Source organism: Acetobacter cibinongensis (assembly GCF_000963925.1).
In the GTDB taxonomy this organism is placed as follows: domain Bacteria; phylum Pseudomonadota; class Alphaproteobacteria; order Acetobacterales; family Acetobacteraceae; genus Acetobacter; species Acetobacter cibinongensis.
Genome location: NZ_BAMV01000008.1, coordinates 193919 through 219593, shown reverse-complemented (window position 1 = coordinate 219593; position 25675 = coordinate 193919). Strand labels below are relative to the sequence as shown.

Here is a 25675-nt window from a genome sequence, read left to right as displayed (position 1 = left end):
AAACCCAGTTTTCGGCCCAATATCCTTGGCCCCCCTTCCAAACTTGGATAGGTTAAACTGCTTTTCACTCTCGGGAGCTGTGGGTTTGTGCTTTTATTTGTTTCTTATTGGCACTGACTCTGGCATAGCTATCTACCTGCCCGGCACGCCGTCAAAAGCCGGTGCGGCTATTTCGTACGTTTCCAGTCAATAATTTCAGGTGAACGACCAAGCGCGCCCTATGGATAACCATACCACGGACCCTCGATCCGATTCACCCCACCCGCCCCGCACATCTGCCAAGAAAAAACGTCTTATCTGGAGCGGCGTTGCCGTTGCTGGCGTATGCCTTCTGGCGTTTGCATTCTGGCCGCATGGGGCAAAGCAGACAACAGGCAAGCACCACCGGCATAGTGCGGCCACCCAGGCCAGCACCGCCCCTGCGGCAGATGCCGGAGCAGCCGATGCACAGCCTGTTGCGGTTGAAGTTGTCCAGCACGGCACCATGCCCGTTGTGCTGACTGAACTTGGCACAGTGGTGCCCATTACCAATGTCACGGTACAAACCCGCGTTGAGGGCTACCTGACAGATGTTCTGTTTACGGAAGGTCAGCATGTCCATAAGGGCGACCTTCTGGCCATTATCGACCCGCGCCCCTATCAGGTTTTGCTGGACCAGTACGAAGGCCAGCTAGCACGGGACAAGGCACAACTGGCGCAGGCCCGCGTTGATAACGGCCGCTACCAGCGCCTTATCAAGCAGGACAGTATTGATGCCAAAACCGCGCGTGATCAGGAATTTACGGTCGAGCAGCTTGAAGGAACGGTAAAGTCTGATCAGGCATTGGTGGATGCCCAGAAACTTCAGCTTGTTTACTGTCACATTGTAGCCCCTGTTGATGGCCGCATAGGTATTCGTGCGGTGGATAAAGGCAACTACCTCTCAGCAGGTCAGTCTGGCGGCCTTGCCGTCCTGACACAGATGCAGCCTATTTCCGTTATTTTCACCCTGCCGCAGGATCAGTTGCCGCAGGTGGCAGAGCAACTCCGCGCCACCGGCTCCTTGCCTGTTGAGGCATGGGACAGCTCCAACACCAAAAAAATTGCAGACGGCACGGTCAGCGTGCTGGATAGCCAGATTGATACCGCCACAGGCACCGTACGCCTGCGTGCTATCTACACGAATACGGATGAACATCTGTTCCCCAACCAGTTCGTTAACGCGCGCCTGCTGGTCAAAACCTTGCAGGATGTCATCCTCGTTCCTGCGGCCTCCCTTCAAACAGGGCCATCCGGTCAGTTTGTCTATGTGGTGAAAGATGACAACACGGTGGATGTCCGTACCGTAACCATTGGTATTTCCGATGGTACACGCACTGTCGTCAGCTCTGGCCTGAAGGTTGGTGACCGCGTTGTGACAGACGGCACGGACCACCTGCGCGCTGGGGCTAAAGTGACCATTCCAGCCGCGACCAAAACCGATAAACCCGACACCCCAGCAGGCACGTCAGCGCAGTGAATCCTTCTGCCCTCTTTATCCGCAGGCCGGTAGCCACAACCCTGCTCATGTTTGCCATCCTGATGGCAGGGTTACTGGGCTATCATTTTCTGCCTATCTCCGCCCTGCCACAGGTAGATTATCCAACCGTTACAGTTGAGACCTTCTACCCCGGTGCCGGGCCGGATGTCATGGCAACATCGGTCACGGCACCGCTGGAAACGCAGTTCGGGCAAATGCCGGGCCTTGACCAGATGACCTCCCGCTCGTCGGGCGGGGCTTCCGTCATTACCCTGCGTTTCAACCTGACCATGTCCATGGATGTGGCAGAGCAGGAGGTGCAGGCAGCCATCAATCAGGCGAACTCGCTCCTGCCGAGCGACCTGCCCGCGCCGCCAATTTACGCCAAGGTAAATCCGGCTGATACCCCTGTCCTCACGCTAGGCATCACCTCCGCCACCATTCCGCTGCCGGAGGTGGAAGACTACGTTGACACGCGACTGGCCCAAAAAATCAGCCAGATTTCAGGCGTGGGACTTGTCTCTCTGTCGGGGGGTAACCGCAAGGCTATCCGGGTTCAGGTCAATATTCCCAAGCTGACCTCTTACGGCATTGATCTGGATACCCTGCGAACAACCATTGGCAACGTGAACGTCAATTCTCCCACCGGGACATTTGACGGCGCTACCCGTGCGGCAACCCTGCGTGTTGACGGGCAGATTACCTCCATAGACACCCTGCTCAATCAGGTTATTGCGTACCAGAACAGCGGCCCCATTCGCTTGAGGGATGTTGCCTCTGTGGTGATTGGGGCGGAAAATACCCAACTGGCAGCATGGTCCAACCTGACGCCTGCGTTGATCATGAACGTCCAGCGCCAGCCCGGCGCCAACGTGATTGCGGTTGTGGACAACATCAAGGACGCCTTGCCTCAGCTTCGCAAATCGCTCCCTCCGGGTATTGATATCGTCCCCCTGACGGACCGAACCACAACCATCCGCGCCTCCGTTGCGGATGTTGAGTTCGAGCTTTTTATGGCACTGGTTCTGGTTGTTGCCGTCATTTTTGTTTTCCTGCGCAATATTCCCGCAACCATCATCCCCAGCCTATCTGTGCCGCTTTCTATCGTAGGCACATTGGCGATCATGTATCTGCTGGGCTTCTCGCTGGATAACCTCTCTCTTATGGCGCTCACCATCGCAACGGGCTTTGTTGTGGATGATGCCATCGTCATGATCGAGAACATTTCGCGGTATGTCGAAATGGGTGAAGACCGTATGTCCGCCTCCATCAAAGGGGCCGGAGAAATCGGGTTTACCATTATCTCGCTGACCATTTCTCTTATTGCCGTGCTTATCCCGCTCCTGTTCATGGGCGATGTTGTCGGGCGCCTCTTCCATGAATTCGCTCTGACACTGTCTGTCACCATTGTTCTGTCAGCCATAGTCTCCCTTACGCTGGTGCCCATGATGTGCGCCCGTATCCTGACCGAGCGCCCGCACGACGCCAGCAGCGCAACCACCCGTTTCCAGCGCTGGTCCGCAAAAGTTGAAATTGCAACCGAAAAACTGATTGCCGCCTATGACCGGGCGTTGGACGTTGTGCTGGCCTACCGCGTAACAACCCTTCTGGTAGCGGTAGGGACACTGGTTCTGACTGGCGTGCTGGCCTATGTCATCCCCAAAGGCTTTTTTCCGCAGCAGGATACTGGCGTTATTCAGGGTATCTCTGTTGCTGCACAGTCCATCTCTTTCGAGAGCATGAAGACCCATCAGCAGGATCTGGCCAAGGTTATTCTTAAAGATCCGGATGTCGTGTCCATTTCTTCCTTCGTTGGGGTGGATGGTCAGAACGCAACCCTCAACCAGGGCCGTTTCCTGATCAACCTGAAGGACCATGACGCCCGTTCCAGCAGTGCCGCTGAGGTTGCGCGCCGCCTGTCGCAGGAAACAGCGCAGGTTACTGGCATCAAGCTCTACATGCAGCCAGTGCAGGACCTTTCACTGGACACGACCGTCACCGCAACACAGTATCAGTTCCTGCTTGAAAACCCGGAATACAGCGCTTTCAACACATGGGTTCCCAAGCTGCTGGAACGCCTGCGGGCAGAACCTGCGCTTTCTGATGTAACATCGGATCTTCAGGCGCAGGGGCTGGTGGCCAAGGTTACGCTCGACCGTACAACCGGTGCGCGGTATTCCATCACACCGCAAACAATCGACAACGTGTTGTATGACTCTTTCGGCCAGCGTCAGATCTCTACCATCTACACGCAGTCCAACCAGTACCGTGTCATTCTGGAAGCAGACCCTCGTTTTCAGAACAGTCTGTTCTCGCTCAACCAGCTATATCTGCCCGGTATTAGCGGGAACTCGGGTGAAAGTGCATCCGGCCCAACCCGGTCCCCAACATCCGGGCTGGTGCCCCTACCGGCTGTTACAACTGTTACTCATGATACTGCGCCGCTGCTCATTACCCATTTCGGGCAGTTCCCGGCCACAACCATTTCGTTCAACCTTGCCCCCGGCTATTCTTTGGGGGACGCCACGGCAGCCATCCGCAAGGTAGAAGAAGAGATCAAGCTGCCAGCGTCTTTCCAGACATCCTTTCAGGGGACTGCGGCTGCGTTTGAAGGGTCTCTCAGCAACGAAATCTTCCTAGTCGCGGCAGCACTTATCGCCGTGTATATCGTGCTGGGTATTTTGTACGAGAGCTTCATTCACCCCGTCACCATTCTCTCCACCCTGCCCTCCGCCGCCATTGGGGCGTTGTTGACACTGTGGGTCGCGGGTGCCGGGCTGGATGTCATGGGTATTATCGGCATTGTTCTGCTGATTGGTATTGTGAAGAAAAACGCCATCATGATGATCGACTTCGCGCTGGAAGCGGAGCGTGAACATGGCATGGACTCTCTACAATCCATACGGCAGGCCGCAACACTGCGTTTCCGCCCCATTCTCATGACCACCTTGGCCGCCATGCTGGGGGCTGTTCCTATGGTTATTTCGCAGGGCACTGGATCTGAACTCCGCTACCCCTTGGGTCTGGCTATTATCGGCGGCCTTGCGCTCTCGCAGCTTCTTACCCTGTTCACCACCCCTGTCATTTACCTCACGCTTGATACGTGGGGTCATCGCTGGGCAACGTGGCGGCAAGGCAAACAGACGCATCACCCGGAACAGGCTGCGCCGTGAACATAAGCCGGATCTTTATTGACCGGCCAGTTGCCACGACGCTCATGACTGTGGCGTTACTGCTGGCAGGCTTGATGGGGTATAGAAGCCTGCCCGTAGCGGACCTGCCGAATGTCGATTTTCCGGTCATTCAGGTGCAGGCCCGCCAACCTGGTGGCTCTCCAGAAGAAATAGCCAGCGCCGTAGCCGGACCGCTGGAGCGGCATCTGGGCCAGATTGCAGACCTTACGGAAATGACGTCTCAATCTTCCCAGAACACCACGCGCATTACGCTGCAATTTGCTTTATCGCGGGATATTAACGGGGCCGCGCGGGATGTGGAGGCAGCTCTTCAGGCGGCACACGCAGACCTCCCGACATCTCTGCGCCAGAACCCCAGTTATTCCAAAGCAAACCCCAATGGTGCGCCTGTTCTTATTCTGGCGCTCACGTCAGATACCCATACGCAGCCCCAGCTTTACGATTACGCAACCAATGTGCTGGTGCAGCAACTTTCACAAATCCGGGGTGTGGGTCAGGTTGAAATCGGAGGAAGCTCCCTTCCCGCGGTCCGCGTGGAAATCAACCCGCTGCCGCTCTTCCGTTACGGGATCGGGTTTGAGGATATTCGGGCGGCTCTGGCATCCGCCAACGCCCACACCCCCAAAGGGATTATTGACCAGAACGGCTTCCGCTTCACACTGGATACCAATGATCAGGCACGGGATGCACAATCCTACCGTGACCTGATTATTGCATGGCGCAACAACCGCCCTGTCCGGCTGTCCGATGTCGCACGGGTCGATGATAGCGTTGAAGACTTACACAACGCCGGTTTTTTCAATAATTCCCGCTCTGTTATTGGTATCGTGTTCCCGCAAGCCGGTGCCAACGTTATTCAGACCGTGGATGAAATTAACGCCAAATTACCGCTCCTGCGCTCAGCATTACCCGGGGGCGTTGACCTGCATATTGGGCTGGACAGGTCTCTGACCATCCGTGCCTCTTTGGCTGATACACAACTCACCCTCATTATCTCCGTCGTACTGGTTATTCTGGTTGTGCTGGTCTTCCTGCACTCTGTTCGTATGACGCTTATTCCAGCCATTGTTGTCCCAACGTCTATTGTCGCGACATTCGGCGCCATGAAGCTTTTGGGGTATTCGCTGGATAACATGTCCCTCATGGCGCTCACCGTCTCAACTGGTTTTGTGGTTGATGATGCCATTGTGGTTGTGGAAAATATTGCGCGTTATATTGAAGAAGGCCTGTCCCCCAGAGAGGCAGCACTCAAGGGCAGTCAGGAAGTTGCCTTTACGGTTATTTCCATTTCCATTTCGCTTATTGCCGTTTTTCTTCCCATTCTGCTGTTGGGCGGTTTAGCTGGTCGGCTTTTTCACGAATTTGCCATGACCGTGTCCATCACCATTCTGATTTCAATGGTGCTTTCCCTGACACTCACCCCAATGATGGCCGCGCAAATTCTTAAAGCCACACCGCCTGAACAGAGCAAAAAGAACGGTTTTCTTTCAAAAATATCTGGCAGCATAACCCGTTTTCTGGATAGCGTTCAGACGCATTATACCCATTCTCTGGATATTGCCCTGCGACACTATTGGCTGGTGCTTCTCTCGCTACCTGTAACGCTTGTTATGATCGTCGCGTTATTTGTGCATATGCCCAAAGGGTTTTTCCCAACAGAAGATACGGGAATGTTGATGGGCCATCTACGCGGTGACCAAGGGATTTCTTTTCAAGCCCTGTCAAAAAAGCTTACGCAGGTACAAAACATTATCAAAAGCGATCCTGATGTAAAAAGTGTTGCCAGTTTTATGGGCGGACGCGGCTCCTCCAACTCTGCCAATATGTTTTTACAGCTCAAGGACAAATCAGAGCGCCACGATACCCCAACCGAGTTGATTGCGCGTATTGAAAGCAAATTCACCTCCATGGTCGGGGCTCAATTTTTCCTGATGCAGCCTGGTGCCGTCCGTGCCGGAGCGCGCCAGAGCAGCGCCTCTTACCAGTACACGCTGGAGGGGGAGGATGCCTCAGAGGTCTATTCCTGGACCAGCAAATTGCAGGCGGAGTTGCAAAAACATAAGGAACTGACAGAAGTTACTTCCGATGTTGAGCAAGGTGGCTCCGCCATTAGTGTCATGATCAGCCGTGACACGGCGGCGCGGGTCAATGTTACCCCGCAAATGCTGTCCAACACACTCTATGATGCGTTTGGTCAGCGTGCCGCCTCTGTCATTTATAATCCGCTCAACCAGTATCGCGTTGTCATGGAAGCTGACCCCGCCTTCTGGTCTTCTCCCAATGACCTGCACCAGGTTTGGGTGAGCGTATCTGGCGGGTCCGCTGGTGGGGGAACGCGCGCCAATACCATCCGTGTACGCAACACCACGGGGCGGGATTCAGCCGGGAACGATGTGGCATCCAGCCTGAGCACACAATCCTTCAAGAACCAGATTGCCAATGCACTGGCTGGTGGCAGCGGAGCCTCAAATGGGTCTGCCGTCTCTACGTCCTCTTCGTCCGTAGTCCCGCTGACTTTTATATCGCAACTTAAACAGACCAAAACGCCTCTGTCAGTTAATCATCAGGGACAATCTGTTGCGTCTACAATCTCGTTCAATCTAGCGCAGAACGTCTCTTTGGGAGCCGCTACGCAGATTATCGAAGCTGCGCAGGTTGCACTGCACATGCCCCCTACCATTCACGGTAGTTTTGCTGGCAATGCCGCGCAGTTTCAGAAGACCGTCAACAATGAGCCTTTGCTGATTCTGGCGGCTCTGGTGGCAGTCTATGTTGTGCTGGGCGTGCTGTATGAAAGCTATGCGCACCCCCTTACCATCCTCTCCACCCTGCCCTCCGCAGGTGTAGGAGCCCTTCTGGCGCTCCAGATTGCGGGGGAAGAATTCTCGCTCATTGCCATGATCGGCGTTATTCTGCTGATTGGCATTGTGAAGAAAAACGCAATCATGCTGGTCGATTTTGCTATTGCGGCAGAGCGGGAGCAAAACCTTTCCTCACTGGAAGCCATTCGGACCGCGTGCCTTCTACGCTTCCGCCCGATTATGATGACCTCCCTTGCCGCAGCCCTTGGCGCCGCGCCGCTTATTGTCGCCAATGGTTATGGCGCGGAGCTCCGGCGCCCTCTGGGTATTGCCATTGTTGGCGGGCTTGTGGTCAGCCAGGCGCTGACACTTTACACCACGCCTGTTATTTATTTGCTGATAGACGGCCTGCGCCTGCGTATAGAACAGGGTAGACTGTGGCGCCTTCCTTTTTCCCGTAACCTGCAAGATACCTGAAATACGCCCGATGAAGCTTTCTCCTTTCCGTCCGCTCTCACGCCGTTTGGGTATCCTGCTGGCACCGCTGGTTTTTACCGGCTGTATGGTTGGTCCATCCTACAAACGTCCCACAGCCATCGTATCCCCAAAATTCAAGGAACTGCGCCCTGCCCCCGGCTGGAACTACGCCAACCCGGCTCTGGCTGAACTTCCCAAAGGCACCTGGTGGACCATTTATAATGACCCCGTGCTGAACCAGCTTGAAGCTCAGGTTGAACTCAACAACCAGAATGTGAAGGAATATGAGTCCCGTTACCGCGCTGCACGGGCCAGCATTAATTCCATTCGCGCACAGCTTTACCCTACCCTCAGCGGTTCTCTTACTTTTAACCGGCAAAGTGCAGGGCGTGGCTCCCGCTCATCTGGTACGGTTGTCAGCAACGGCGGCACCACAGAAGTCGGGGGGGCTATGCCGTCCAACAGCACAGCGAACACCTATGGCATGGGGCCTAGTGCCTCTTGGGACCTTGATCTCTGGGGCAAGATCCGCAGGCAGATTCAGGCTCAGGTTACGGAAACACAGGCAAGTGCGGCTGACCTGGCCAATGCCAAACTTTCTTATCAGGCCCAACTGGCAACAGCCTATTTCAACATGCGGTATCAGGACAGCCTGCATGATCTGCTGCAACGCAACGTAAAGTTCTACGAACGCTCTTACGAGATAACCCGCAACCAGTATGAAGCTGGCACGGCAGACCCCACAACCCTGCTGCAAGCCAAAACACAGCTTGAACAGACCCGTGCTCAGGCAACGGCTACGCAGGCTAACCGGGCACAATATGAACATGCGGTTGCTATTCTGATTGGTAAAACCCCGGCAGACGTGTCTATTGCACCTGGCGCACTGCCGCGGGATATTCCCGCCATTCCGGTATCCGTCCCGGCACAACTGCTGGAACGGCGGCCGGATGTGGCCGCAGCAGAACGCCGAATGGAAGAATATAACGCGCAGATTGGTGCGGCCATTGCCGCGTTCTATCCTGAAGTTAAACTGAGTGCGTCTTACTCTTACAGTGGCGACCCGGTAGGTTCATTGGTTCAGGTCGCAAACCGCATCTGGTCGCTGGGCGCTTCCGCTACGGAAACCATCTTCTCTGGTGGCAGCCGCACAGCCGCTGTGCATGAAGCTGACGCGAACTATGACCTGTATGTTGCCACTTACCGCCAGACGGTGCTGACGGCGCTACAAGGGGTAGAAGATCAGCTCTCAAACCTGCGTATTCTCGCGCAGCAGGCTGATGAACAAAAAGTGGCGCTGGATGCCGCTAATAAAGCTGTCACCGTTGCCCTGAACCAGTACCTGGCTGGGACCCAGATTTATACAACGGTTATTACGTCTGAAGTGACCGCTCTTTCCAACGCTCAGACGGCACTCCAAATTCAGCAGAGCCGAATTCTAGATTCAGTAACACTCATCCAGAATCTCGGCGGCGGCTGGGATGCCACTAGCCTGCCAAGCAAGAACTCCATGCAGAAAGACAACCCCTTCCTGCCTACCTTTATCCAGAAAGACAAAAACTTCCTGCCCAGCAACCGCTGAGGGCAAGCGTTCTGCACACAAAAAAGCCTCTCCCACTTTCATGGGAGAGGCTTTTTTAATGACGCGTGTTCAGTAAGAACTCAGCATCACCTCATAATGGTACGACCGGCCAGAAGTGCCACGACCAGGAACACAACAAAAAGGACAATGGCAATAAAGAACAGGATTTTTGCCATACCAGCAGCAGCGCTGGAAATGCCACCAAACCCGAATAGCGCGGCGATAATAGAAATCACCAAAAAGAAAAGAGCCATTTTCAGCATAAGAGTATGTCCTTAAAAAAAGAGCTGTTACTAGATCAAAGTTTGCGTTTTAGAACAGCACCAAGCAGAAAACTTGCAGCCCCTGTCACGCCTACAGCAAGCAGTGGTTGGTCAACAATCGTGTCCCGCACAGCATCCAGCGCCGTGCAGCTTTTAACGCTGCTTACAAAGTCGTCCGTGGCGGCATCGGCTTTATCAAACAGCTTGTCAGCGCCGTCTTGCAGGCGGCCTACACCGTCTTCCAGCTTGTGCTGAATATCGTCTGCTTTGTCACTCATTACGCCTACTCCCTTCTAATAACTTCTTCTAACGCAGCCTTCTGCGCTGGGATGCATGGTCGCATCAATTTTTTGATAAAATACCTAAATCTGGCCAGAGTACCAGTAAGGGGCCCCACCCGGATCTGCCTCACCCGCTATCATGGCGCGTAAGCGGGCAGAGTTGATACGAAACGCCTCCGAGAGCGGATCTTTCTGATTTTCGGGCACCTCCAGAACCCCTGCAATGCCAGCAGGCGAGCCCGAAAGCACGACTATGCGTGTGGCAAGCTTGAGAGCCTCTTCTATGTCGTGGGTTACAAACAGGACGGTCTTATGGGTCTGTTCCCATATTCTAAGCAACTCATCCTGCAAATTAAGCCGTGTTACCGGGTCCAGTGCGCCGAATGGTTCATCCATCAGCAGCAGGTCCGGGTCCACTGTCAGAGCGCGTGCCACGCCAACACGCTGACGCTGGCCCCCAGAAAGCTGGCGTGGCCAGCGTTCAGCGGCCTGCTCCAGCCCCACAAGTTTCAGCGCTTGCAAAACACGGGATGTTTTTTCTTCTCGTGTCAGGTGCAGCCCTTCAAGCCCAAATGCCACATTCTGCGCGACCGTACGCCACGGCATAAGGCGTGCATCCTGAAAAACGAGAGCCTGCTTGCGCCGCTTGGTTTTTTCCTGCGGCAGCTTCCCAGCCTCATCCGATAAAACAACACGGCCTTCGGAAGGTGCTGTAAGCCCCATAAAGACCCGCAGAACTGTAGACTTCCCCACACCAGACGGCCCAAGCAGGGCCACAAACTCATTTTTATGTAATGTCAGGCTAACATGGCGAAGAATAAAATTCTTTCCGCCATCATAAGACAGGCCAACATTTTCAAGCCCGGCAATCTGGTCTGCACTGCTCATGGCTGCCACCGCAAAACGAATTTTCTCACAAACCCGAACAGAAAGTCTGTCAGGGCATAAAGCAAAGCCATGGTCAGCATATAGACAACCACAACATCGGTAGCCAGCAAGCTCGAGGCCTGCATCATTCTGGCACCAATACCCGGCACCCCAAACAGTTCTGCGGCCACAACGGACATCCAGCCTTGCCCAAGCCCCGTGCGTAAACCCGCCATCAGACCGGGAGCAGAAGCAGGTAAGACAACCTTGACCAGACGGCCAAAAAAACTGCCATGCCCGAAAGAGGCCGCAAGCTCATAAAATTCGGGATCTACGCTCTTCACAGCAGCATAGGCCGCGTAAAAATTAATCCAGAATACTGAAATGGCGATAACGAACGTCGCCCCGGCTGTGTTGAGGCCAAACCAGAGAATGGCAAATGGCACCCATGCCAAACCCGGCACGGGCCGCAGCAACCTCACAATGCCATCCAGCAGGCCATCCAGCACAGCAAGCATGCCGCACAACAGCCCTAAAAGCGCACCAAAGACTGAGCCAATGGCCAAACCGAGAAGATAATGGCCCAAACTGTCCTTGATGGCCTGCTGCCAGAAACCTCCCTGCACCTCATCCCGCCAAGCCTGCCAGAGCGAGCTGGGTGCCGGGACCATACCGGCAGGAAGCAGGCCGGTCCTGACCGATGCTTCCCATGTCCCAAAAAAGAAAAGCAACCCGATGGCCGATAGAAGCCATCTGCTTTTAACCGAAACTTTGTCACTCACTGTTTGACACGCCGCCATAAATCAAGATCAAACAGATCATCTACCGGTTGTGCCTTGCGTAACAAGCCCTGCTCAACTTCAAAATCCTGCAATTGGCGGACGCCCTCAACTATTCTTGCTGGGTCACTGACAAACCGAGAGGCCGAATGCTCGAGCGCTTTTTTGAGAATATCTTCACTCAAAATGCCTCCACCCAAAGCTTTCGTGACAAAAGGCGCAGCTTCATCTGGGTGGGTCGCCAGAAGCGTTGTGGCTTTCACAAACAATTCTGCCAGCTTTTGGGACCAGACCTGATGTTCTGGAGCGTCAGGCTTGACGATAGCGAGAACTGATCCAGGCTGGTCTGGTAACAGATCATGCCCGGTCGCAAGCGTTCTGGTTTCGGGCAACCGTGAGCGCACAACCGTCAAAGCAGGTTCACGCAGAACGGCTGCATCGACTGCACCCGCAAGAAAGGCCTGCTGTGCTGCATCAATATCAACGCCAACTATGCTGACCGTATTGGTCAATGGTGCCGGGATGTTCACGCGCTTCTGAAGCCAATAACGCAACAGCGTATCCGGCACGGAGCCGGCAGGCTGTGCTGCCAGACGCGGTGGCCGTGACTGCTCCGCCTTGAAAGTATCAAAAGCCGTTTTTACAGCGGAGACAGGTACGTCCCCATCCTGCTGTTTGGGAAGTGCCTCAGCCAGCTTGCCGCGCGCAACAACCTCCAATTCCTCCACAGAGGCCGCCGTAACAACCTTTACATCCGCACCATGAGCACGCGCCTGCAATAAAGGCAGTACTCCCGCCACGTAGGCATCTATGCGTCCAGAGACCAAAGCCTGAATGGCTTGCGGGCCAGAGGTAAAGCGAACAAGCTGTAAATCCAACCCGGCAGATTTAGCCCAGCCTTCCCCATCCACTACAAACAAAGCGGACGACCCGAGGACTGGTATATAACCAACCTTGATAGGCGTACCTGCACTGGCAGGCACTGCAAACGCTGAGAGGGCAACAGCCCCGAGCAGCGCCAATTTGGAAAACAAACGCTTCATGTGTTTCACGCCCATCTGCGGATAAGTGACTAATATTACCACACAATAGTGGTAATATCTCATTCAATGTCAATCACACGCAGTATGCGATATATTACAGCCAGCCCCTACCAATAGTATTTTACACCTTCAACACGCAGGTTAGCGCAAAAAGCCCTTCTCCCCAGCAGCAAAAAAAGGGCGCAAGAGACAAAGTCCTTGCGCCCTTCCAAGACAACCCGATTATGAGACGTCCAGAGTTTTACTGATTGCCCGCAGCATGCATAGCGGCTTCACGGTCGGATTGAGAAACAGCCTCGGAGCGCCGGATATAAGCCCGCGCTTCTGGAGAGACCGTAATAGCAAGCGTCATCACAGCGGAAAGCACATAAAGGCCACTGAAAATCCAGATGACACCTTCAACACCATGCCACCCTTCAAACCATGTTACGATGGCAGGACCAACCCATGTGCTAGCACCCGCACCAAGGCCCAATATGGACAATGCGGCCGCTTTTTCCTTGGGGCAAACCTGAGGCATAAGCCCCGAAAGTGGCACAAATGCTGCCAAAGCAGCACCGTAGAGAATGCCCATAGCTGCTGCAATGGGAAAGTTATGTGGCATTGAGAGCGGCACATAATAAAATAATGGGACAGAAATGGCGGCACCCAGGCCCCCACCAACAGCAACAACCGCACGCGGCCCAAAGCGGTCTGCCATCATGCCAGACAGCAGGTTGAAGATAATGTTGCTGAGGAAAACAATAGACAAAAGCTGAAGCCACTGTTCGAGCGAAAAGCCAACCACCTTCGTAAATACACCCGGCATAATAACCAGAAACGCATATTCAGAAGACGTGTTGATGGTACGCACCAACCCGGCAATCAACGTTTTTGGTTCACGCCAGATAATGCTGATTGACCCAAACATGGCCTGCTTCAGCGTCACATCAGGTGGGCTAAGGCGCTGGGTGCCACGCGGTTCATGGGTGCAGAGGAGGGCTACCAGTCCGCCCACCATCACAAGCGCCAGCGACGACCAAAATGTTCCCATTTCGCCAATGCGAGGAATTGCAAAACTTGCAAACAGCGAACCAAGCGTGGGCAGTCCACCTGAGAAAGCAAACCAAAACCACCCTGCTGCAGACCCTAATTGGCGCGCGGGCGTTGCCGCAGCAATCCATACCAGAAACCCGTAGGCAAATAGCGGGTAGCCCAAGCCGCGTGCCGTGTAAGCTGCAATCATCATGGGATAATTATTGGGTTGAAGGCCGAAAACCAGAAAAAAGACTTCAAAAATGCCCCAGATCCATAAGCCAACCCACATAACCTTTTTAGGCCCCCACAGGTCTGACAACGGGCCGGAAAGCCATGACGAAAGCGAAACAGCAACACCATAAATAGTGAAAAGCAGGGCTACCTGTGTAGAGGAATGTCCTTGCCCTTCAAGAAAAGGGGCCAAATAGCCGGCTTCAACGCCATCCCCGATCATGAAAAGTAATAAACCAATAAAGCCCCAAAGCAGAGGCCGTGGAATACCTATTCGATCTGCGAGGGATTGTTTTTCCTGCTGGGCTGCTGTTTGCATCTACATGCTCTCCTTAGACGCGATAACGGCATAGACCATGTGCCTCATTGCACAGGACTAGAGCGCATTATCAATACGAACCATGGCGGGAGTGCTCACCTAGTTCGTGAAAAAAGATTTTGGGTTGGGTACCGCAACAAAGCGCGGATTAGACAGATCAGGAATGATCTCACCCACACAACATTGAATGGAGCAAACTCAACATTCGCAGTTGCTTATATCTGCCTACCAACGGAGGTAAACAGACGCCTTATAAAAATAAGGCAAAGGGAGCCGCAGACTACGGCTCCCCAAACATCTCAGCCTATTAAGCTGCGAGGTCCTGTGTTTCCGCAACTTCTGGGCGCGGGCCGCTATCCTGGCCTTTTGCGCTGATGTCACGGTCAACAAGTTCAATAACAGCCATGTCAGCTGCATCGCCATAACGCATACCAGCACGCATCACGCGGGAGTAACCGCCTGTACGGCCTTTGTAGCGTTCTGCAATTGCGGAGAAGAGTTTCTTCACAATCACATCGTCGCGCAGCAGAGCGTGAGCCTGACGACGAGCATGGAGGTCACCACGCTTGCCTAGGGTGATCAGCTTTTCCACAACCGGGCGCAGTTCTTTTGCTTTCGGCAGGGTTGTTGTGATCTGCTCATGTTTGATCAGAGCAACTGCCATGTTGCGGAACATGGCAGCGCGGTGAGAAGAAGTAACGCCGAGCTTACGGCCGGCAATACGGTGACGCATAGTTCAGTTCCTAGTCGTAAGAAGTGGGCTTAGAACGGCTCATCAAGCCGTTTTGCCAGATCTTCAATATTTTCCGGCGGCCAAGCCGGCACATTCATACCCAGGGAAAGCCCCATAGAAGTCAGGACTTCCTTGATCTCGTTCAGAGACTTACGGCCAAAGTTTGGAGTCCGCAGCATTTCCTGCTCGCTCTTCTGGACGAGGTCCCCGATATAGATGATGTTGTCGTTCTTAAGGCAATTTGCACTACGAACAGACAATTCCAGCTCATCAACCTTACGCAACAGATTGCGGTTGAATGGCAGGTCATCCTGCGGCTCTTCAGCCTGTACCGGACGCGGCTCATCAAAGTTGATGAACAACTGCAACTGATCCTGCAGGATCCGTGCAGCAAGCGCAACCGCATCTTCAGGCGTGATAGCACCGTTTGTTTCTACCGTCAGCAGCAGCTTATCATAGTCGGTAACCTGACCAACACGGGTCGGCTCAACTTTGTAAGACACGCGCTTGACCGGAGAATAGATAGCATCAACCGGGATAAGACCGATCGGCGCATCTTCCGGGCGGTTAGCGGCAGCTGGCACATAGCCTTTGCCCATACCAACCACAAATTCCATACCCAGCTTCACACCGTCATCCAGTGTGCAGATAACCAGGTCAGGGTTCATGATTTCAATGTCATGACCTGTCTGGATCTGGCCGGCACGAACTTCGCCAGGGCCTGTTGCCGTCAGCACCATGCGCTTCGGGCCTTCGCCGTGCATACGCAGAGCAAGCTGTTTGATGTTCAGGACAATGTCCGTCACATCTTCACGCACACCCGCTACGGACGAGAACTCGTGCAGCACGCCATCAATCTGCACTGCGGTAACAGCCGCACCCTGCAGGGAAGACAGCAGCACGCGACGCAGGGCGTTGCCCAAGGTCATCCCGAAACCACGTTCCAGCGGCTCCGCAACAACCGTTGCAATACGTGTCGGCTCCACTCCGGATTCGACCTCAAGCTTTTCAGGCTTGATCAGAGATTGCCAGTTTTTCTGAAGGACCAAGGTGCAGGCCTTTCAATACGAAAAACCACTGCTGAAGCAGCGATTTCTCTGAGCTTTAACAAACAAGACCAAAAACAGTGGCTACAGTGCTGTAGCCACTTATTTTCACTCTTAGACGCGACGACGCTTACGCGGGCGGCAACCGTTGTGCGGAACGGGTGTCATGTCACGGATAGAGGTGATGGAGAAGCCCACAGCCTGAAGAGCACGCAATGCGCTTTCACGGCCTGACCCTGGACCGGACACTTCAATTTCCAGCGTTTCCATACCGTGTTCACGTGCCTTACGGCCCGCGTCTTCTGCTGCAACCTGAGCAGCATACGGTGTGGATTTACGTGAGCCTTTGAAGCCCTGAGCACCTGCTGAAGACCAGGAGATAGCATTCCCCTGAGCGTCAGAAATGGTGATCATGGTGTTGTTGAACGTGGACAGAACGTGTGCCACGCCAGAAATAATGTTCTTGCGCTCTTTTTTACGAATACGCGGTGCTGCGGCTTTCGCCATATTTTTCTACCTCAGTCCCTACCCAGAAGCCCGCAAAAGCCGTCCGGAGTTTTTCAACAACACGGATTAGCGTGCTACTTTCTTCTTACCAGCAATCGCAACAGCCTTACCCTTACGGGTACGGGCGTTGGTATGGGTACGCTGGCCGCGAACAGGCAGGCCACGACGATGACGCAGGCCGCGGTAGCAACCCAGGTCCATCAGGCGTTTAATGTTCATAGCAACTTCACGACGCAGATCGCCTTCAACGCGATACTGGGTATCAATCAGCTCACGCAGCTTCATGATTTCGTCGTCGCTCAGTTCGTTAACGCGTTTCGCGTCAGGAATACCCGCTTCCGTGCAGATCTGGGCTGCTTTGGTTGCGCCAATTCCGTAAATATACTGAAGCCCGATAACAACCCGTTTGTTCGTCGGGACATTCACGCCGGCAATACGTGCCACGCCTTACACTCCTGTAGACATCCACCCGAAGGCAGATTCTCATAGCTTCCATGCACGGAAGCAGATTTCACTCAGTGGCCGCGAGATATACCGGCCACTCGCACAAGTCAACGAAAACAGATCACTTTTTCGTGATCTGTCACTGTCCAGCCATAACTGTTTCTATCTGAGCCGTAACTTCAGACGTCGGCAGCATTCCATTAATGGCATGAAGACGACCTGTTTTTTCATAAAACGGCAAAATAGGTGCAGTCAGTTTCCGGTACTCTTTCAAACGCTCAACAACTGTCTCACGTTTGTCATCAGCCCGACGTTTGAACTCATGGCTACCGCACGAATCACAAACTCCGTCCTGCTTGGGCGGGTTCGAAACCTCGTTGTAGGTCGCTCCACATTTTGCGCATGTAAAACGACCGGAAATACGGTCAGCCAGAATATCTTCGTCCACGTCCAGAAACAGGACGACATCAATATGCTTGTTGCTTGCTTTAAGCATCGCATCAAGCGCTTCTGCCTGCCCTGTTGTCCGCGGAAAGCCATCCAGAATGAACCCTTTGGCGCAATCTGGCTGAGCAATTCTGGACTCAAGCATTTTGATGATCAGGTCATCTGGCACCAGACGCCCTGTTTCCATCAAACTCTTAGCCTGCTGGCCCGTCTCAGAGCCACGCGCAACTTCCGCGCGCAGCATGTCTCCAGTAGAAATCTGGACAAGGCCGTAGCGCTCTTCCAGAAGCTTCGACTGCGTACCTTTGCCTGCGCCCGGCGGGCCAAGGAAGATAATGTTCATCGCCGGATAATCCTCTGCTTTCTCCCACCACGAGACTTCTTCATAAGCCCCTGATACTGATGTGCCACCAGATGGGATTGAATCTGCGTCACGGTATCAATGGTTACAGAGACAATAATGATCAGACTGGTCCCGCCGAAATAGAACGGAACATTGTAACGGCTGATCAGAATTTGCGGCAGCAGGCAGACAAGAACCATATACGCGGCACCGATGGTCGTAAGGCGCGTCAGGATTTTGTCAAAATATACTGCCGTGGCGGCACCTGGGCGAATACCCGGGATAAAACCACCCTGCTTGCGCAAGTTATCCGCAGTCTCTGTCGGGTTAAATGTTACAGCAGCGTAGAAGTACGAGAAGAATACGATCATCGCTGCATAGAACAGCATGTAGAGCGGTTGCCCCTGCCCCATCTCTTCTCCAAGAAACGACAACCAGCCTGGCATGGACTTACCGTTCATGAAGCCAGAAATCGTAACAGGAATAAGCAGCACTGAAGAGGCAAAAATGGGAGGAATAACGCCTGCCGTGTTCACTTTCAGCGGCATGTGTGTGGTGTCACCACCAAACATTCTCTGCCCCATCTGACGTTTAGGGTACTGAATAACCACCCGCCGCTGGGCCTGTTCCATAAACACTATAAACGTAATGGTTATGGCTGCCAGAACAAGAAACAGGAGGACAAAAATAGGAGACAACGCCCCCGTATAGCCCAACTGAAACAAGCTCGCTAAAGCGTGAGGCAAGTTCGCAACGATACCCGCAAAAATGATCAGCGAAATACCATTACCCACGCCACGAGACGTGATCTGTTCACCAATCCACATCAGGAACATCGTTCCACCAACCAGCGTTGTTACGCAGGATGCCAGAAAAAATGGGCCTGGGCTTACAACCGCAGCCCCCGCAGCACTTCTCATGCTTTCAAGCCCAACGGCAATGCCGTAAGCCTGAAACAACGCGATGAAGACTGTCAGGTAGCGTGTGTACTCATTCAGTTTTTTCCGACCTGCTTCACCTTCTTTCTTGAGTGTTTCAAGAGAAGGTATTGCCGTGGACATCAGCTGAACGATGATGGAAGCCGAGATATAGGGCATAATATTTAACGCGAACACGGTCATACGCCCAAGCGCACCCCCCGTGAACATATTAAACATGCCAAGTATGCCACCCTGATGCTGCGCCAGAAGCTGGCCCATTACGGTCGCATCTACACCAGGAACAGGGATGTACGTTCCAAGACGATAAATGATCAATGCGCCAAGCGTGAACCAAATCCGCTTTTTGAGTTCAGTTGCCTTGGCAAAGGAGCCCACATTGAAGTTGGCAGCCAGCTGTTCGGCCGCGGAAGCCATGCATCCGTCCTTTCACACAAACAGCGCCGCCGCAGTCAATGCGGGACGCTGGCATGATAGTCTAAAAGCTAAACCAGAAGAAACCTCTGGAAAAACAGACTGAAAGGAGAGCCTGCCAAAACAGCCTCTCCTCTCCATCGCATTAGGATGCGCTAGCTTCAGCTGCTTTCGGAGCAAGAACCTTAACGGAGCCACCAGCTTTTTCTACAGCTGCAACAGCAGATGCAGAAGCACCGGAGACTTCAAAGGTAACTGCGCGAGTCAGTTCGCCTTCACCCAGGATGCGCACACCAGCGTACTTGCCTGTTCCTACAAGACCTACTGTTTTCAGCAGGTCCTCTGTAACAACTGCACCGGCTTCAATCTTGCCATCCGCAATGGCTTTATCAACTGCACCAAGATTAACTGGCGCATAGATCTTGCGGAAGATGTTCTTAAAGCCACGCTTTGGCAGACGACGGTAAAGCGGCAGTTGACCACCTTCAAAGCCGTTAAGGGAAACACCTTCACGTGCTTTCTGCCCCTTAACACCCTTACCGGATGTCTTGCCTTTACCTGAGCCGATACCACGCCCAAGACGTTTTTTGCGATAACGAGAACCCTCGTTGTCGCGAAGCTCGTTCAGATTCATATCAATCCTCCACCTTCACAAGGTGGGCCACTTTGCTGACCATACCACGCGTTGACGGGGTGTCTTCCAGAACTTTCTCGCGCCCGATCTTGTTAAGACCAAGCCCGATCAAAGTTGCCTGCTGGCCAGGCTTGCGACCGTTACCAGAAGCAATCTGCGTAACCTTAAAGGTTTTTGCCTCAGACATCTGCAGACTCCCCTGCCACAGCTGCCTGATCGCGCTTACCGAAGATTTCTGCAACCTTCTTACCGCGACGGTTAGCAACTGAACGTGGGCTTGCGCAACGTGTCAGAGCATCAAACGTGGCTTTCACCATGTTGTGCGGGTTACGCGTCCCGAGGGACTTAGCAACCACGTCATTGATGCCCAGGCTTTCGAAGACAGCACGCATTGGGCCACCAGCGATGATACCCGTACCAGCTTCAGCCGAGCGCAGAACAACCTTACCGGCACCGAAGTGACCGGCAACGTCATGATGCAGGGTACGACCTTCTTTCATCGGCACGCGGATCATGCCGCGTTTAGCACGTTCCGTAGCCTTCCGAATTGCTTCAGGCACTTCACGAGCTTTACCCGCGCCATAACCAACGCGACCTTTCTGGTCACCCACAACAACCAGTGCTGCAAAAGCGAAACGACGTCCGCCTTTTACAACCTTGGCAACGCGGTTGATGGTAACCAGCTTATCAACCAGTTCATCACCTTCGCGTTCGCGATCACGGCCGCCTCGACCGCCTTCTCTTGGTTCACGAGCCATTACGTGATCCTTTCCTCAGAAGGAGAGACCGCCCTCGCGGGCAGCCTCCGCCAGCGCCTTCACGCGCCCATGATAAAGATATTCCCCACGGTCGAACACAACCAGAGAGACGCCAGCAGCAACGGCACGCTGGGCAACCAGCTTACCAACAGCATTTGCGCTGTCTTTTGTTGCGCCCGTCTTCAGGGCTTCACGCAGTTCTTTATCCAGGCTGGAGGCAGCAGCGAGGGTACGCCCCTGCACATCATCAATGACCTGCGCATAAATGTTCTTGCCAGACCGGAAGACCGATAGACGCGGACGACCACCAGCCTTGCGACGGAGCTGAAAACGGAGACGTGCACGCCGCCGATTCCGCAGTTCCTGCTGAGTGCTCATTATTTCTTCTTGCCTTCCTTGCGACGAATGGTTTCCGTATCGTAACGCACGCCCTTGCCTTTATATGGCTCTGGCTTGCGGTAGCTGCGAATATCAAGAGCAACCTGACCTACGCGCTGTTTGTCGATACCTTCAACAACAATCGCAGTCGGACGCGGCGTGGAAATCTTGATACCCTGCGGAATCGGGTAAACCACGTCGTGAGAGAAACCGAGGTTCATCACAAGGTTGGAACCCTGAACAGCAGCACGATAACCTGTGCCGTTGATTTCCAGAGTTTTTGAGAACCCATCAGAAACGCCTTTAACTGCTGTTGCAATCAAAGCGCGAGTTGTACCCCACATCATGCGAGCCTGAGCGGCCGTGCCTACGGGTTTAACCGAGACCTTACCGTCTTCAATAGCTGCTTCAATGTGAGAAGACAGCGGCAGCGAAAGTTCGCCGAGCTTGCCTTTTGCCTTGAAAATACCATCTGCAATCGAGACGGTCACCCCACCAGGAACTTCGACGGGATATTTGCCTACACGTGACATCTATCGCTCCTCAGAAGACGCGGCAGAGAACTTCACCACCAACATTGGCAGTGCGAGCCTCGACATCGGACAGAACACCGCGTGGCGTAGACAGGATGGAAACACCCAAACCTGCGCAAACCCGCGGCAGTTCTTTAATTTTAGAATAGACACGACGGCCCGGACGGGACACGCGGTGAATTTCTTTAATAACCGGTTCACCTTCAGAGTATTTCAGCTCGATATGAAGCTGAGTCACACCCTTACGGACTTCTTCATGCTTGTAGCCACGAATGTAGCCTTCACGCTGAAGAGCATCCAGAACGTTTGAACGCAGGTTAGAAGCCGGAGACACACAGGATGCATGACGCGCACGCTGTGCGTTACGGATACGGGTGAGCATATCACCCAACGGATCAGAAAGTGACATTGTGCGCCCTTACCAGCTTGCTTTGACCAGGCCTGGGATCTGGCCACCAGAAGCTAGATCACGCAGTGCAATGCGGCACAGTTCGAATTTACGATAGTTACCGCGAGAACGACCCGTAAGTTTGCAACGCAGACGTACACGTACGCGAGACCCGTTACGAGGCAGTTCAGCCAGCTTCAAAGACGCATCGAACCGATCTTCCACAGGAAGTGTACGGTCCATAACAATGTTTTTCAGCGCGGCACGCTTTTCTTTATCACGCGCGGACATACGTGCCCGTTTGGCATTCCGCGTGATGGCAGAAGTCTTAGCCATATAAATCTATCCTCCGGAACCCTTCGAAAACCTTCGACGGTTTTCCAAGACAACAACACCTGAAAACAGGTAGACGATTTCCCTTAGGCTGCAAAGGGAAGTTCGAATGCTTTAAGAAGCGCCTTAGCTTCAGCATCCGTTTTTGCGCTGGTCACGAACACAATGTCCATACCACGGATATCGTCAACTTTGTCGTAGTCGATTTCCGGGAAAACAAGCTGTTCTTTCAGACCAAGAGCAAAGTTGCCACGTCCGTCGAACCCTTTGTTTGCCGGCAGACCGCGGAAGTCACGGATGCGTGGCATAGCGATCGTGACGAGACGATCAAGGAATTCGTACATCTGCACGCGACGCAGAGTAACTTTACAACCGATCGGCAGACCTTCACGGATCTTGAAGCCTGCAATAGCTTTTTTTGCCACTGTTTTAACTGGTTTCTGACCAGCAATCAGTGTCATCTCAGCAACAGCGGCGTCAAGCTTCTTCTGATCACCAGCAGCTTCACCAACGCCCATATTCAGGACGATTTTTTCAAGCCGTGGAACCTGCATAACGTTTGTGTAACCAAACTGCTCGCGAAGTTTCGCACGCAGTTCGTTTTCATAACGCTCCTGAAGACGAGGAACGGAACGAACGCTCTTAGACTCAGTCATTCTCGCCCCCTCAGCCTTCGATTACTTCGCCGGTTGCCTTAGCAACGCGGACTTTGCGGCCATCTTCCAGAACACGGAAGCCAACGCGAGTGGGCTTCTTGGAAGCAGGATCAACCAGCTTCAGGTTTGAAAGATGAATCGGGGCTTCACGAGAAATGATGCCGCCTTCTTCACCCATGCGAGTCGCTTTCTGGTGACGCTTCACGATAGCAACACCACGCACGATGGCGCGGTTTTCTGCCGGACGCACAGAAAGAACTTCACCCTGAGTCCCTTTTGAGGAACCGGTGATAACAACGACCGTGTCGCCTTTTTTAATACGCGCAGCCATTATAGCACCTCCGGCGCCAAAGAGATGATTTTCATGAACTTGCGCGCACGCAGTTCACGAACAACTGGGCCAAAGATACGCGTACCAATCGGCTCCTGCTGCTTGTTGATCAGAACGGCAGCATTCTTATCAAAACGGATTGCGCTGCCATCAGGGCGGCGAACCGGATAAGAGGTACGAACGATCACAGCTTGGTGGACGTCGCCTTTTTTCACCTTCCCACGGGGGATGGCTTCCTTGACGGAAACGACGATCACGTCGCCGACCGAGGCAGACTTCCGTTTGGAGCCGCCCAGCACCTTGATGCACTGCACCTGACGAGCACCTGAGTTATCGGCCACGTCGAGGTTGGTCTCGGGATGGATCATGTCTTAGATATCCTTAAACTTAAGCCGACACGCCGGCGGCAGAAGCGTCAACGGTTTCGCCATTGCGGGAAACCACAGCCCACGTCTTGCGCCGGGAAATCGGGGTGCACTCAATAATGCGCACCGCATCACCCACCTTGCAGACATTTTCTTCATCATGCGCCGCATATTTTTTAGAGCGACGGATGAACTTCTTATACAGCGGATGCATGACGCGACGATCGACAAGAACCGTTACGGTCTTGTCCATCTTGTCGCTAGTCACACGCCCGGTAAGGACGCGCCTTGGCATCGTCCAACTCCCTTCAGGAAATGGCAGCAGATGTTTTTGCACCTGCTGCAGTCTTTTCATTTTGCGCGACGATCGTCTTGATGCGCGCAATTTCACGACGGACAACCCGAACACGGCTCTGGCCTTCGGTTTGCCCGGTTGCCTGCTGGAAACGGAGGTTGAGCTGTTCGCGCTTCAGCTCAATCAGAAGCGCATTCAGTTCATCGGCCGTTTTGGCACGCAGATCAGCTGGCTTTGTTGCCTTTGCCATCTCACGCATCTCCAATTCGGGTCACAAACTTGGTCTTAATCGGCAGCTTTGCTGCACCGAGAGCCAGCGCTTCACGCGCGACTTCTGGTGGCACACCTTCGATTTCAAACAGAATGCGACCTGGCTTCACACGGGCTACCCAGTATTCGGGAGATCCCTTGCCGGACCCCATACGCACTTCTGCAGGCTTTGTCGAGACCGGAAGGTCAGGAAAAATACGAATCCATACCCGACCCGCACGTTTCATAGCCCTGGTGATAGCACGACGGGATGCTTCGATCTGGCGTGCCGTAATACGTTCGGGCTGAAGAGCCTTCAGACCGAACGTACCAAAGTTAAGCGTTGTACCGCTTTTGGCGAGGCCGTGAATACGACCTTTGTGCGCCTTACGGAATTTTGTCCGCTTTGGAGAAAGCATTATCTTTTATCCTTCGCCTCAGCGCTGAGGAGCCTGTTCGGCTGCCCGGCGGTCCTGAGCCATGGGGTCATGCGCGAGGATCTCACCTTTGAAGATCCAAACCTTCACACCGCAAGCACCATAGGTGGTCTGTGCGGTTGCCGTACCGTAGTCAATGTCAGCACGTAGCGTGTGAAGAGGCACGCGACCTTCGCGGTACCACTCGATACGAGCGATTTCCGCGCCACCAAGACGGCCAGAGCAGTTGATACGAATACCCTGTGCGCCAAGACGCATAGCGGACTGCACGGCGCGCTTCATGGCACGACGGAAAGCCACACGACGTTCCAGCTGCTGGGCAATGTTGTCAGCAACCAGGGTCGCGTCGATTTCCGGCTTACGGATTTCGACGATGTTCAGCGCAACTTCGGTACCGGCCATACGGGTCAGCTCTTTACGCAGAGCGTCAATATCCTGACCTTTTTTTCCAATCACGACGCCTGGACGTGCTGCATAAATCGTAACGCGAGGCTTTTTGGCCGGACGTTCGATAACAACGCGAGACACGCCTGCACCAGAAAGCTTGCGACGCAGGAATGCGCGCAGCTTCAGGTCTTCATGCAGCAGACGGGAATAGTCGGCGTCAGCGTACCAACGGCTATCCCACGTACGATTGATCCCGAGCCGCAGCCCGATTGGATTAACTTTGTGTCCCATACCTCAGGCCGCCTTCTGCTCAGTAGAAGCTGCTTCAGGCTCAGGAGCCCGCTCGGCAACAACAATCTTCAGATGGCTGAAGAATTTTTCCACACGGGCGGAACGACCACGGCCACGGGCGTGGAAACGCCGCATGACAATAGACTTTCCAACCTCAGCTGTCTTGACCACCAGCTGATCAACATCGAGCTGATGATTGTTCTCAGCGTTCGCAATGGCGCTTTCAAGGGTCTTTTTGACCTGCTGCGCGATACGACGCTTGGAGAACGTCAAGGTGGCGACTGCCTGAGACGCTGGCTTGTTGCGGATAAGACCCGCAACAAGGTTCAACTTACGGGGACTAACCCGAATGTTGCGCGTAACGGCCTGCGCTTCTGTTTCCGCGAGCGTGCGCGGCTGCTTCGGCTTGCTCATTA

The 25675-nt window shown here is 53.8% G+C and carries 31 protein-coding genes; 4 read left to right on the top strand and 27 right to left on the bottom strand.

Annotated elements, in window-relative coordinates; all coding sequences use genetic code 11:
- Window positions 1–220: 220 nt before the first annotated feature.
- Genes Abci_RS05470 through Abci_RS05455 form a run of 4 tightly spaced genes read left to right on the top strand, consistent with a single transcriptional unit; the run spans window position 221 to window position 9552 of the window.
- Entirely contained in the window at window positions 221–1498 is a 1278-nt protein-coding gene (locus Abci_RS05470) for an MdtA/MuxA family multidrug efflux RND transporter periplasmic adaptor subunit (RefSeq protein WP_048838127.1), read from the top strand.
- Entirely contained in the window at window positions 1495–4671 is a 3177-nt protein-coding gene (locus Abci_RS05465; RefSeq protein ID WP_048838126.1) for an efflux RND transporter permease subunit, read from the top strand. The genes Abci_RS05470 and Abci_RS05465 overlap by 4 nt, the downstream gene beginning before the upstream one ends.
- Window positions 4668–7970, top strand: coding sequence for an efflux RND transporter permease subunit (locus Abci_RS05460; RefSeq protein ID WP_048838125.1), 3303 nt, complete (start codon window positions 4668–4670; stop codon window positions 7968–7970). The genes Abci_RS05465 and Abci_RS05460 overlap by 4 nt, the downstream gene beginning before the upstream one ends.
- Window positions 7971–7980: 10 nt before the next feature.
- Window positions 7981–9552, top strand: coding sequence for an efflux transporter outer membrane subunit (locus Abci_RS05455; protein ID WP_048838124.1), 1572 nt, complete (start codon window positions 7981–7983; stop codon window positions 9550–9552).
- Window positions 9553–9638: 86 nt separating this feature from the next.
- Here Abci_RS05455 and Abci_RS05450 read toward each other — a convergent pair whose 3' ends face one another.
- The 27 genes from Abci_RS05450 to rplV all read right to left on the bottom strand — a co-directional run bounded on the left by Abci_RS05450 (window position 9639) and on the right by rplV (window position 25673).
- Window positions 9639–9815 (bottom strand): DUF1328 domain-containing protein, encoded by a 177-nt coding sequence (locus tag Abci_RS05450; protein WP_048838123.1) that lies wholly within the window; start codon window positions 9813–9815, stop codon window positions 9639–9641.
- A 35-nt stretch (window positions 9816–9850) separates the two neighbouring features.
- Entirely contained in the window at window positions 9851–10093 is a 243-nt protein-coding gene (locus tag Abci_RS05445; RefSeq protein ID WP_048838122.1) for a hypothetical protein, read from the bottom strand.
- 84 nt (window positions 10094–10177) lie between these two features.
- Window positions 10178–10993, bottom strand: a complete 816-nt coding sequence (locus tag Abci_RS05440) for an ABC transporter ATP-binding protein (protein ID WP_371861364.1) — start codon at window positions 10991–10993, stop codon at window positions 10178–10180.
- Entirely contained in the window at window positions 10981–11745 is a 765-nt protein-coding gene (locus tag Abci_RS05435) for an ABC transporter permease (protein ID WP_048838175.1), read from the bottom strand. Before Abci_RS05435 ends, Abci_RS05440 begins: the two co-directional genes overlap by 13 nt.
- Entirely contained in the window at window positions 11742–12785 is a 1044-nt protein-coding gene (locus Abci_RS05430) for an ABC transporter substrate-binding protein (RefSeq protein WP_048838174.1), read from the bottom strand. The genes Abci_RS05435 and Abci_RS05430 overlap by 4 nt, the downstream gene beginning before the upstream one ends.
- A 241-nt stretch (window positions 12786–13026) precedes the next feature.
- Window positions 13027–14352, bottom strand: coding sequence for an MFS transporter (locus tag Abci_RS05425; protein WP_048838120.1), 1326 nt, complete (start codon window positions 14350–14352; stop codon window positions 13027–13029).
- A gap of 307 nt (window positions 14353–14659) precedes the next feature.
- Window positions 14660–15085 (bottom strand): 50S ribosomal protein L17, encoded by a 426-nt coding sequence (rplQ, locus tag Abci_RS05420; RefSeq protein WP_048838119.1) that lies wholly within the window; start codon window positions 15083–15085, stop codon window positions 14660–14662.
- Between the two features lie 29 nt (window positions 15086–15114).
- Window positions 15115–16134, bottom strand: coding sequence for a DNA-directed RNA polymerase subunit alpha (locus Abci_RS05415; RefSeq protein ID WP_048838118.1), 1020 nt, complete (start codon window positions 16132–16134; stop codon window positions 15115–15117).
- 111 nt (window positions 16135–16245) lie between these two features.
- A complete protein-coding gene (gene rpsK, locus Abci_RS05410) occupies window positions 16246–16638 on the bottom strand; it encodes a 30S ribosomal protein S11 (RefSeq protein ID WP_048838117.1) in 393 nt (130 codons plus the stop codon).
- Between the two features lie 66 nt (window positions 16639–16704).
- Window positions 16705–17082, bottom strand: a complete 378-nt coding sequence (rpsM, locus tag Abci_RS05405; RefSeq protein ID WP_048838116.1) for a 30S ribosomal protein S13 — start codon at window positions 17080–17082, stop codon at window positions 16705–16707.
- A gap of 139 nt (window positions 17083–17221) precedes the next feature.
- Window positions 17222–17872, bottom strand: coding sequence for an adenylate kinase (locus tag Abci_RS05400; protein ID WP_048838115.1), 651 nt, complete (start codon window positions 17870–17872; stop codon window positions 17222–17224).
- On the bottom strand, window positions 17869–19227 hold the full coding sequence (gene secY / locus Abci_RS05395) for a preprotein translocase subunit SecY (RefSeq protein WP_048838114.1): 1359 nt from the start codon (window positions 19225–19227) through the stop codon (window positions 17869–17871). Before secY ends, Abci_RS05400 begins: the two co-directional genes overlap by 4 nt.
- A gap of 142 nt (window positions 19228–19369) precedes the next feature.
- Window positions 19370–19858 carry a 50S ribosomal protein L15 gene (gene rplO / locus Abci_RS05390; protein ID WP_048838113.1) on the bottom strand — a complete coding sequence of 163 codons (489 nt, stop codon included), beginning with the start codon at window positions 19856–19858 and terminating at the stop codon, window positions 19370–19372.
- Window position 19859: 1 nt separating this feature from the next.
- Window positions 19860–20045 carry a 50S ribosomal protein L30 gene (gene rpmD / locus Abci_RS05385; protein WP_048838112.1) on the bottom strand — a complete coding sequence of 62 codons (186 nt, stop codon included), beginning with the start codon at window positions 20043–20045 and terminating at the stop codon, window positions 19860–19862.
- On the bottom strand, window positions 20038–20616 hold the full coding sequence (gene rpsE / locus Abci_RS05380; RefSeq protein ID WP_048838111.1) for a 30S ribosomal protein S5: 579 nt from the start codon (window positions 20614–20616) through the stop codon (window positions 20038–20040). Before rpsE ends, rpmD begins: the two co-directional genes overlap by 8 nt.
- A 15-nt stretch (window positions 20617–20631) precedes the next feature.
- Window positions 20632–20994 carry a 50S ribosomal protein L18 gene (gene rplR, locus Abci_RS05375; RefSeq protein ID WP_048838110.1) on the bottom strand — a complete coding sequence of 121 codons (363 nt, stop codon included), beginning with the start codon at window positions 20992–20994 and terminating at the stop codon, window positions 20632–20634.
- Window positions 20994–21527: a 50S ribosomal protein L6 gene (gene rplF, locus Abci_RS05370; protein ID WP_048838109.1), complete on the bottom strand. Its 534-nt coding sequence runs from the start codon at window positions 21525–21527 to the stop codon at window positions 20994–20996. The genes rplR and rplF overlap by 1 nt, the downstream gene beginning before the upstream one ends.
- 10 nt (window positions 21528–21537) lie before the next feature.
- Complete coding sequence (gene rpsH, locus Abci_RS05365) at window positions 21538–21936, bottom strand: 30S ribosomal protein S8 (protein WP_048838108.1); 399 nt, start codon at window positions 21934–21936, stop codon at window positions 21538–21540.
- A gap of 9 nt (window positions 21937–21945) precedes the next feature.
- Window positions 21946–22251, bottom strand: a complete 306-nt coding sequence (gene rpsN / locus Abci_RS05360; RefSeq protein WP_048838107.1) for a 30S ribosomal protein S14 — start codon at window positions 22249–22251, stop codon at window positions 21946–21948.
- An 83-nt stretch (window positions 22252–22334) separates the two neighbouring features.
- A complete protein-coding gene (gene rplE / locus Abci_RS05355; protein ID WP_048838106.1) occupies window positions 22335–22904 on the bottom strand; it encodes a 50S ribosomal protein L5 in 570 nt (189 codons plus the stop codon).
- 10 nt (window positions 22905–22914) lie between these two features.
- Window positions 22915–23235 (bottom strand): 50S ribosomal protein L24, encoded by a 321-nt coding sequence (rplX, locus tag Abci_RS05350; protein ID WP_048838105.1) that lies wholly within the window; start codon window positions 23233–23235, stop codon window positions 22915–22917.
- Window positions 23235–23603 (bottom strand): 50S ribosomal protein L14, encoded by a 369-nt coding sequence (gene rplN, locus Abci_RS05345; RefSeq protein WP_006557767.1) that lies wholly within the window; start codon window positions 23601–23603, stop codon window positions 23235–23237. The genes rplX and rplN overlap by 1 nt, the downstream gene beginning before the upstream one ends.
- Window positions 23604–23622: 19 nt before the next feature.
- Window positions 23623–23895 (bottom strand): 30S ribosomal protein S17, encoded by a 273-nt coding sequence (gene rpsQ, locus Abci_RS05340; RefSeq protein ID WP_048838104.1) that lies wholly within the window; start codon window positions 23893–23895, stop codon window positions 23623–23625.
- A gap of 13 nt (window positions 23896–23908) precedes the next feature.
- Window positions 23909–24145 (bottom strand): 50S ribosomal protein L29, encoded by a 237-nt coding sequence (rpmC, locus tag Abci_RS05335; protein WP_048838103.1) that lies wholly within the window; start codon window positions 24143–24145, stop codon window positions 23909–23911.
- 1 nt (window position 24146) lies between these two features.
- Window positions 24147–24563, bottom strand: a complete 417-nt coding sequence (gene rplP, locus Abci_RS05330) for a 50S ribosomal protein L16 (protein ID WP_048838102.1) — start codon at window positions 24561–24563, stop codon at window positions 24147–24149.
- A gap of 18 nt (window positions 24564–24581) precedes the next feature.
- Window positions 24582–25259: a 30S ribosomal protein S3 gene (rpsC, locus tag Abci_RS05325; RefSeq protein WP_048838101.1), complete on the bottom strand. Its 678-nt coding sequence runs from the start codon at window positions 25257–25259 to the stop codon at window positions 24582–24584.
- A 3-nt stretch (window positions 25260–25262) separates the two neighbouring features.
- Window positions 25263–25673 carry a 50S ribosomal protein L22 gene (rplV, locus tag Abci_RS05320; RefSeq protein ID WP_006557761.1) on the bottom strand — a complete coding sequence of 137 codons (411 nt, stop codon included), beginning with the start codon at window positions 25671–25673 and terminating at the stop codon, window positions 25263–25265.
- Window positions 25674–25675 lie beyond the last annotated feature (2 nt).

Bases quoted from the DNA above. Each gene is read 5' to 3' on its own strand.
- Abci_RS05455 (WP_048838124.1), top strand. From the start codon at position 7,981: ATGAAGCTTTCTCCTTTCCGTCCGCTCTCACGCCGTTTGGGTATCCTG.
- rplE (WP_048838106.1), bottom strand. From the start codon at position 22,904: ATGACTGAGTCTAAGAGCGTTCGTTCCGTTCCTCGTCTTCAGGAGCGT.
- rplN (WP_006557767.1), bottom strand. From the start codon at position 23,603: ATGATCCATCCCGAGACCAACCTCGACGTGGCCGATAACTCAGGTGCT.
- Abci_RS05445 (WP_048838122.1), bottom strand. From the start codon at position 10,093: ATGAGTGACAAAGCAGACGATATTCAGCACAAGCTGGAAGACGGTGTA.
- Abci_RS05430 (WP_048838174.1), bottom strand. From the start codon at position 12,785: ATGAAGCGTTTGTTTTCCAAATTGGCGCTGCTCGGGGCTGTTGCCCTC.
- Abci_RS05450 (WP_048838123.1), bottom strand. From the start codon at position 9,815: ATGCTGAAAATGGCTCTTTTCTTTTTGGTGATTTCTATTATCGCCGCG.
- rpsE (WP_048838111.1), bottom strand. From the start codon at position 20,616: ATGGCTCGTGAACCAAGAGAAGGCGGTCGAGGCGGCCGTGATCGCGAA.
- rplF (WP_048838109.1), bottom strand. From the start codon at position 21,527: ATGTCACGTGTAGGCAAATATCCCGTCGAAGTTCCTGGTGGGGTGACC.
- rpsK (WP_048838117.1), bottom strand. From the start codon at position 16,638: ATGGCGAAAGCCGCAGCACCGCGTATTCGTAAAAAAGAGCGCAAGAAC.
- rpmC (WP_048838103.1), bottom strand. From the start codon at position 24,145: ATGGCAAAGGCAACAAAGCCAGCTGATCTGCGTGCCAAAACGGCCGAT.
- Abci_RS05400 (WP_048838115.1), bottom strand. From the start codon at position 17,872: ATGAACATTATCTTCCTTGGCCCGCCGGGCGCAGGCAAAGGTACGCAG.
- rplR (WP_048838110.1), bottom strand. From the start codon at position 20,994: ATGAGCACTCAGCAGGAACTGCGGAATCGGCGGCGTGCACGTCTCCGT.
- rplQ (WP_048838119.1), bottom strand. From the start codon at position 15,085: ATGCGTCACCGTATTGCCGGCCGTAAGCTCGGCGTTACTTCTTCTCAC.
- rplO (WP_048838113.1), bottom strand. From the start codon at position 19,858: ATGAATCTGAACGAGCTTCGCGACAACGAGGGTTCTCGTTATCGCAAA.
- rpsC (WP_048838101.1), bottom strand. From the start codon at position 25,259: ATGGGACACAAAGTTAATCCAATCGGGCTGCGGCTCGGGATCAATCGT.
- rplP (WP_048838102.1), bottom strand. From the start codon at position 24,563: ATGCTTTCTCCAAAGCGGACAAAATTCCGTAAGGCGCACAAAGGTCGT.
- Abci_RS05425 (WP_048838120.1), bottom strand. From the start codon at position 14,352: ATGCAAACAGCAGCCCAGCAGGAAAAACAATCCCTCGCAGATCGAATA.
- rpmD (WP_048838112.1), bottom strand. From the start codon at position 20,045: ATGTCTGAGGCAAAAACCTTTAAGGTTACGCAGATTGCTTCTGGTAAC.
- rplX (WP_048838105.1), bottom strand. From the start codon at position 23,235: ATGGCTGCGCGTATTAAAAAAGGCGACACGGTCGTTGTTATCACCGGT.
- rplV (WP_006557761.1), bottom strand. From the start codon at position 25,673: ATGAGCAAGCCGAAGCAGCCGCGCACGCTCGCGGAAACAGAAGCGCAG.
- Abci_RS05470 (WP_048838127.1), top strand. From the start codon at position 221: ATGGATAACCATACCACGGACCCTCGATCCGATTCACCCCACCCGCCC.
- rpsH (WP_048838108.1), bottom strand. From the start codon at position 21,936: ATGTCACTTTCTGATCCGTTGGGTGATATGCTCACCCGTATCCGTAAC.
- rpsN (WP_048838107.1), bottom strand. From the start codon at position 22,251: ATGGCTAAGACTTCTGCCATCACGCGGAATGCCAAACGGGCACGTATG.
- rpsQ (WP_048838104.1), bottom strand. From the start codon at position 23,895: ATGCCAAGGCGCGTCCTTACCGGGCGTGTGACTAGCGACAAGATGGAC.
- secY (WP_048838114.1), bottom strand. From the start codon at position 19,227: ATGGCTTCCGCGGCCGAACAGCTGGCTGCCAACTTCAATGTGGGCTCC.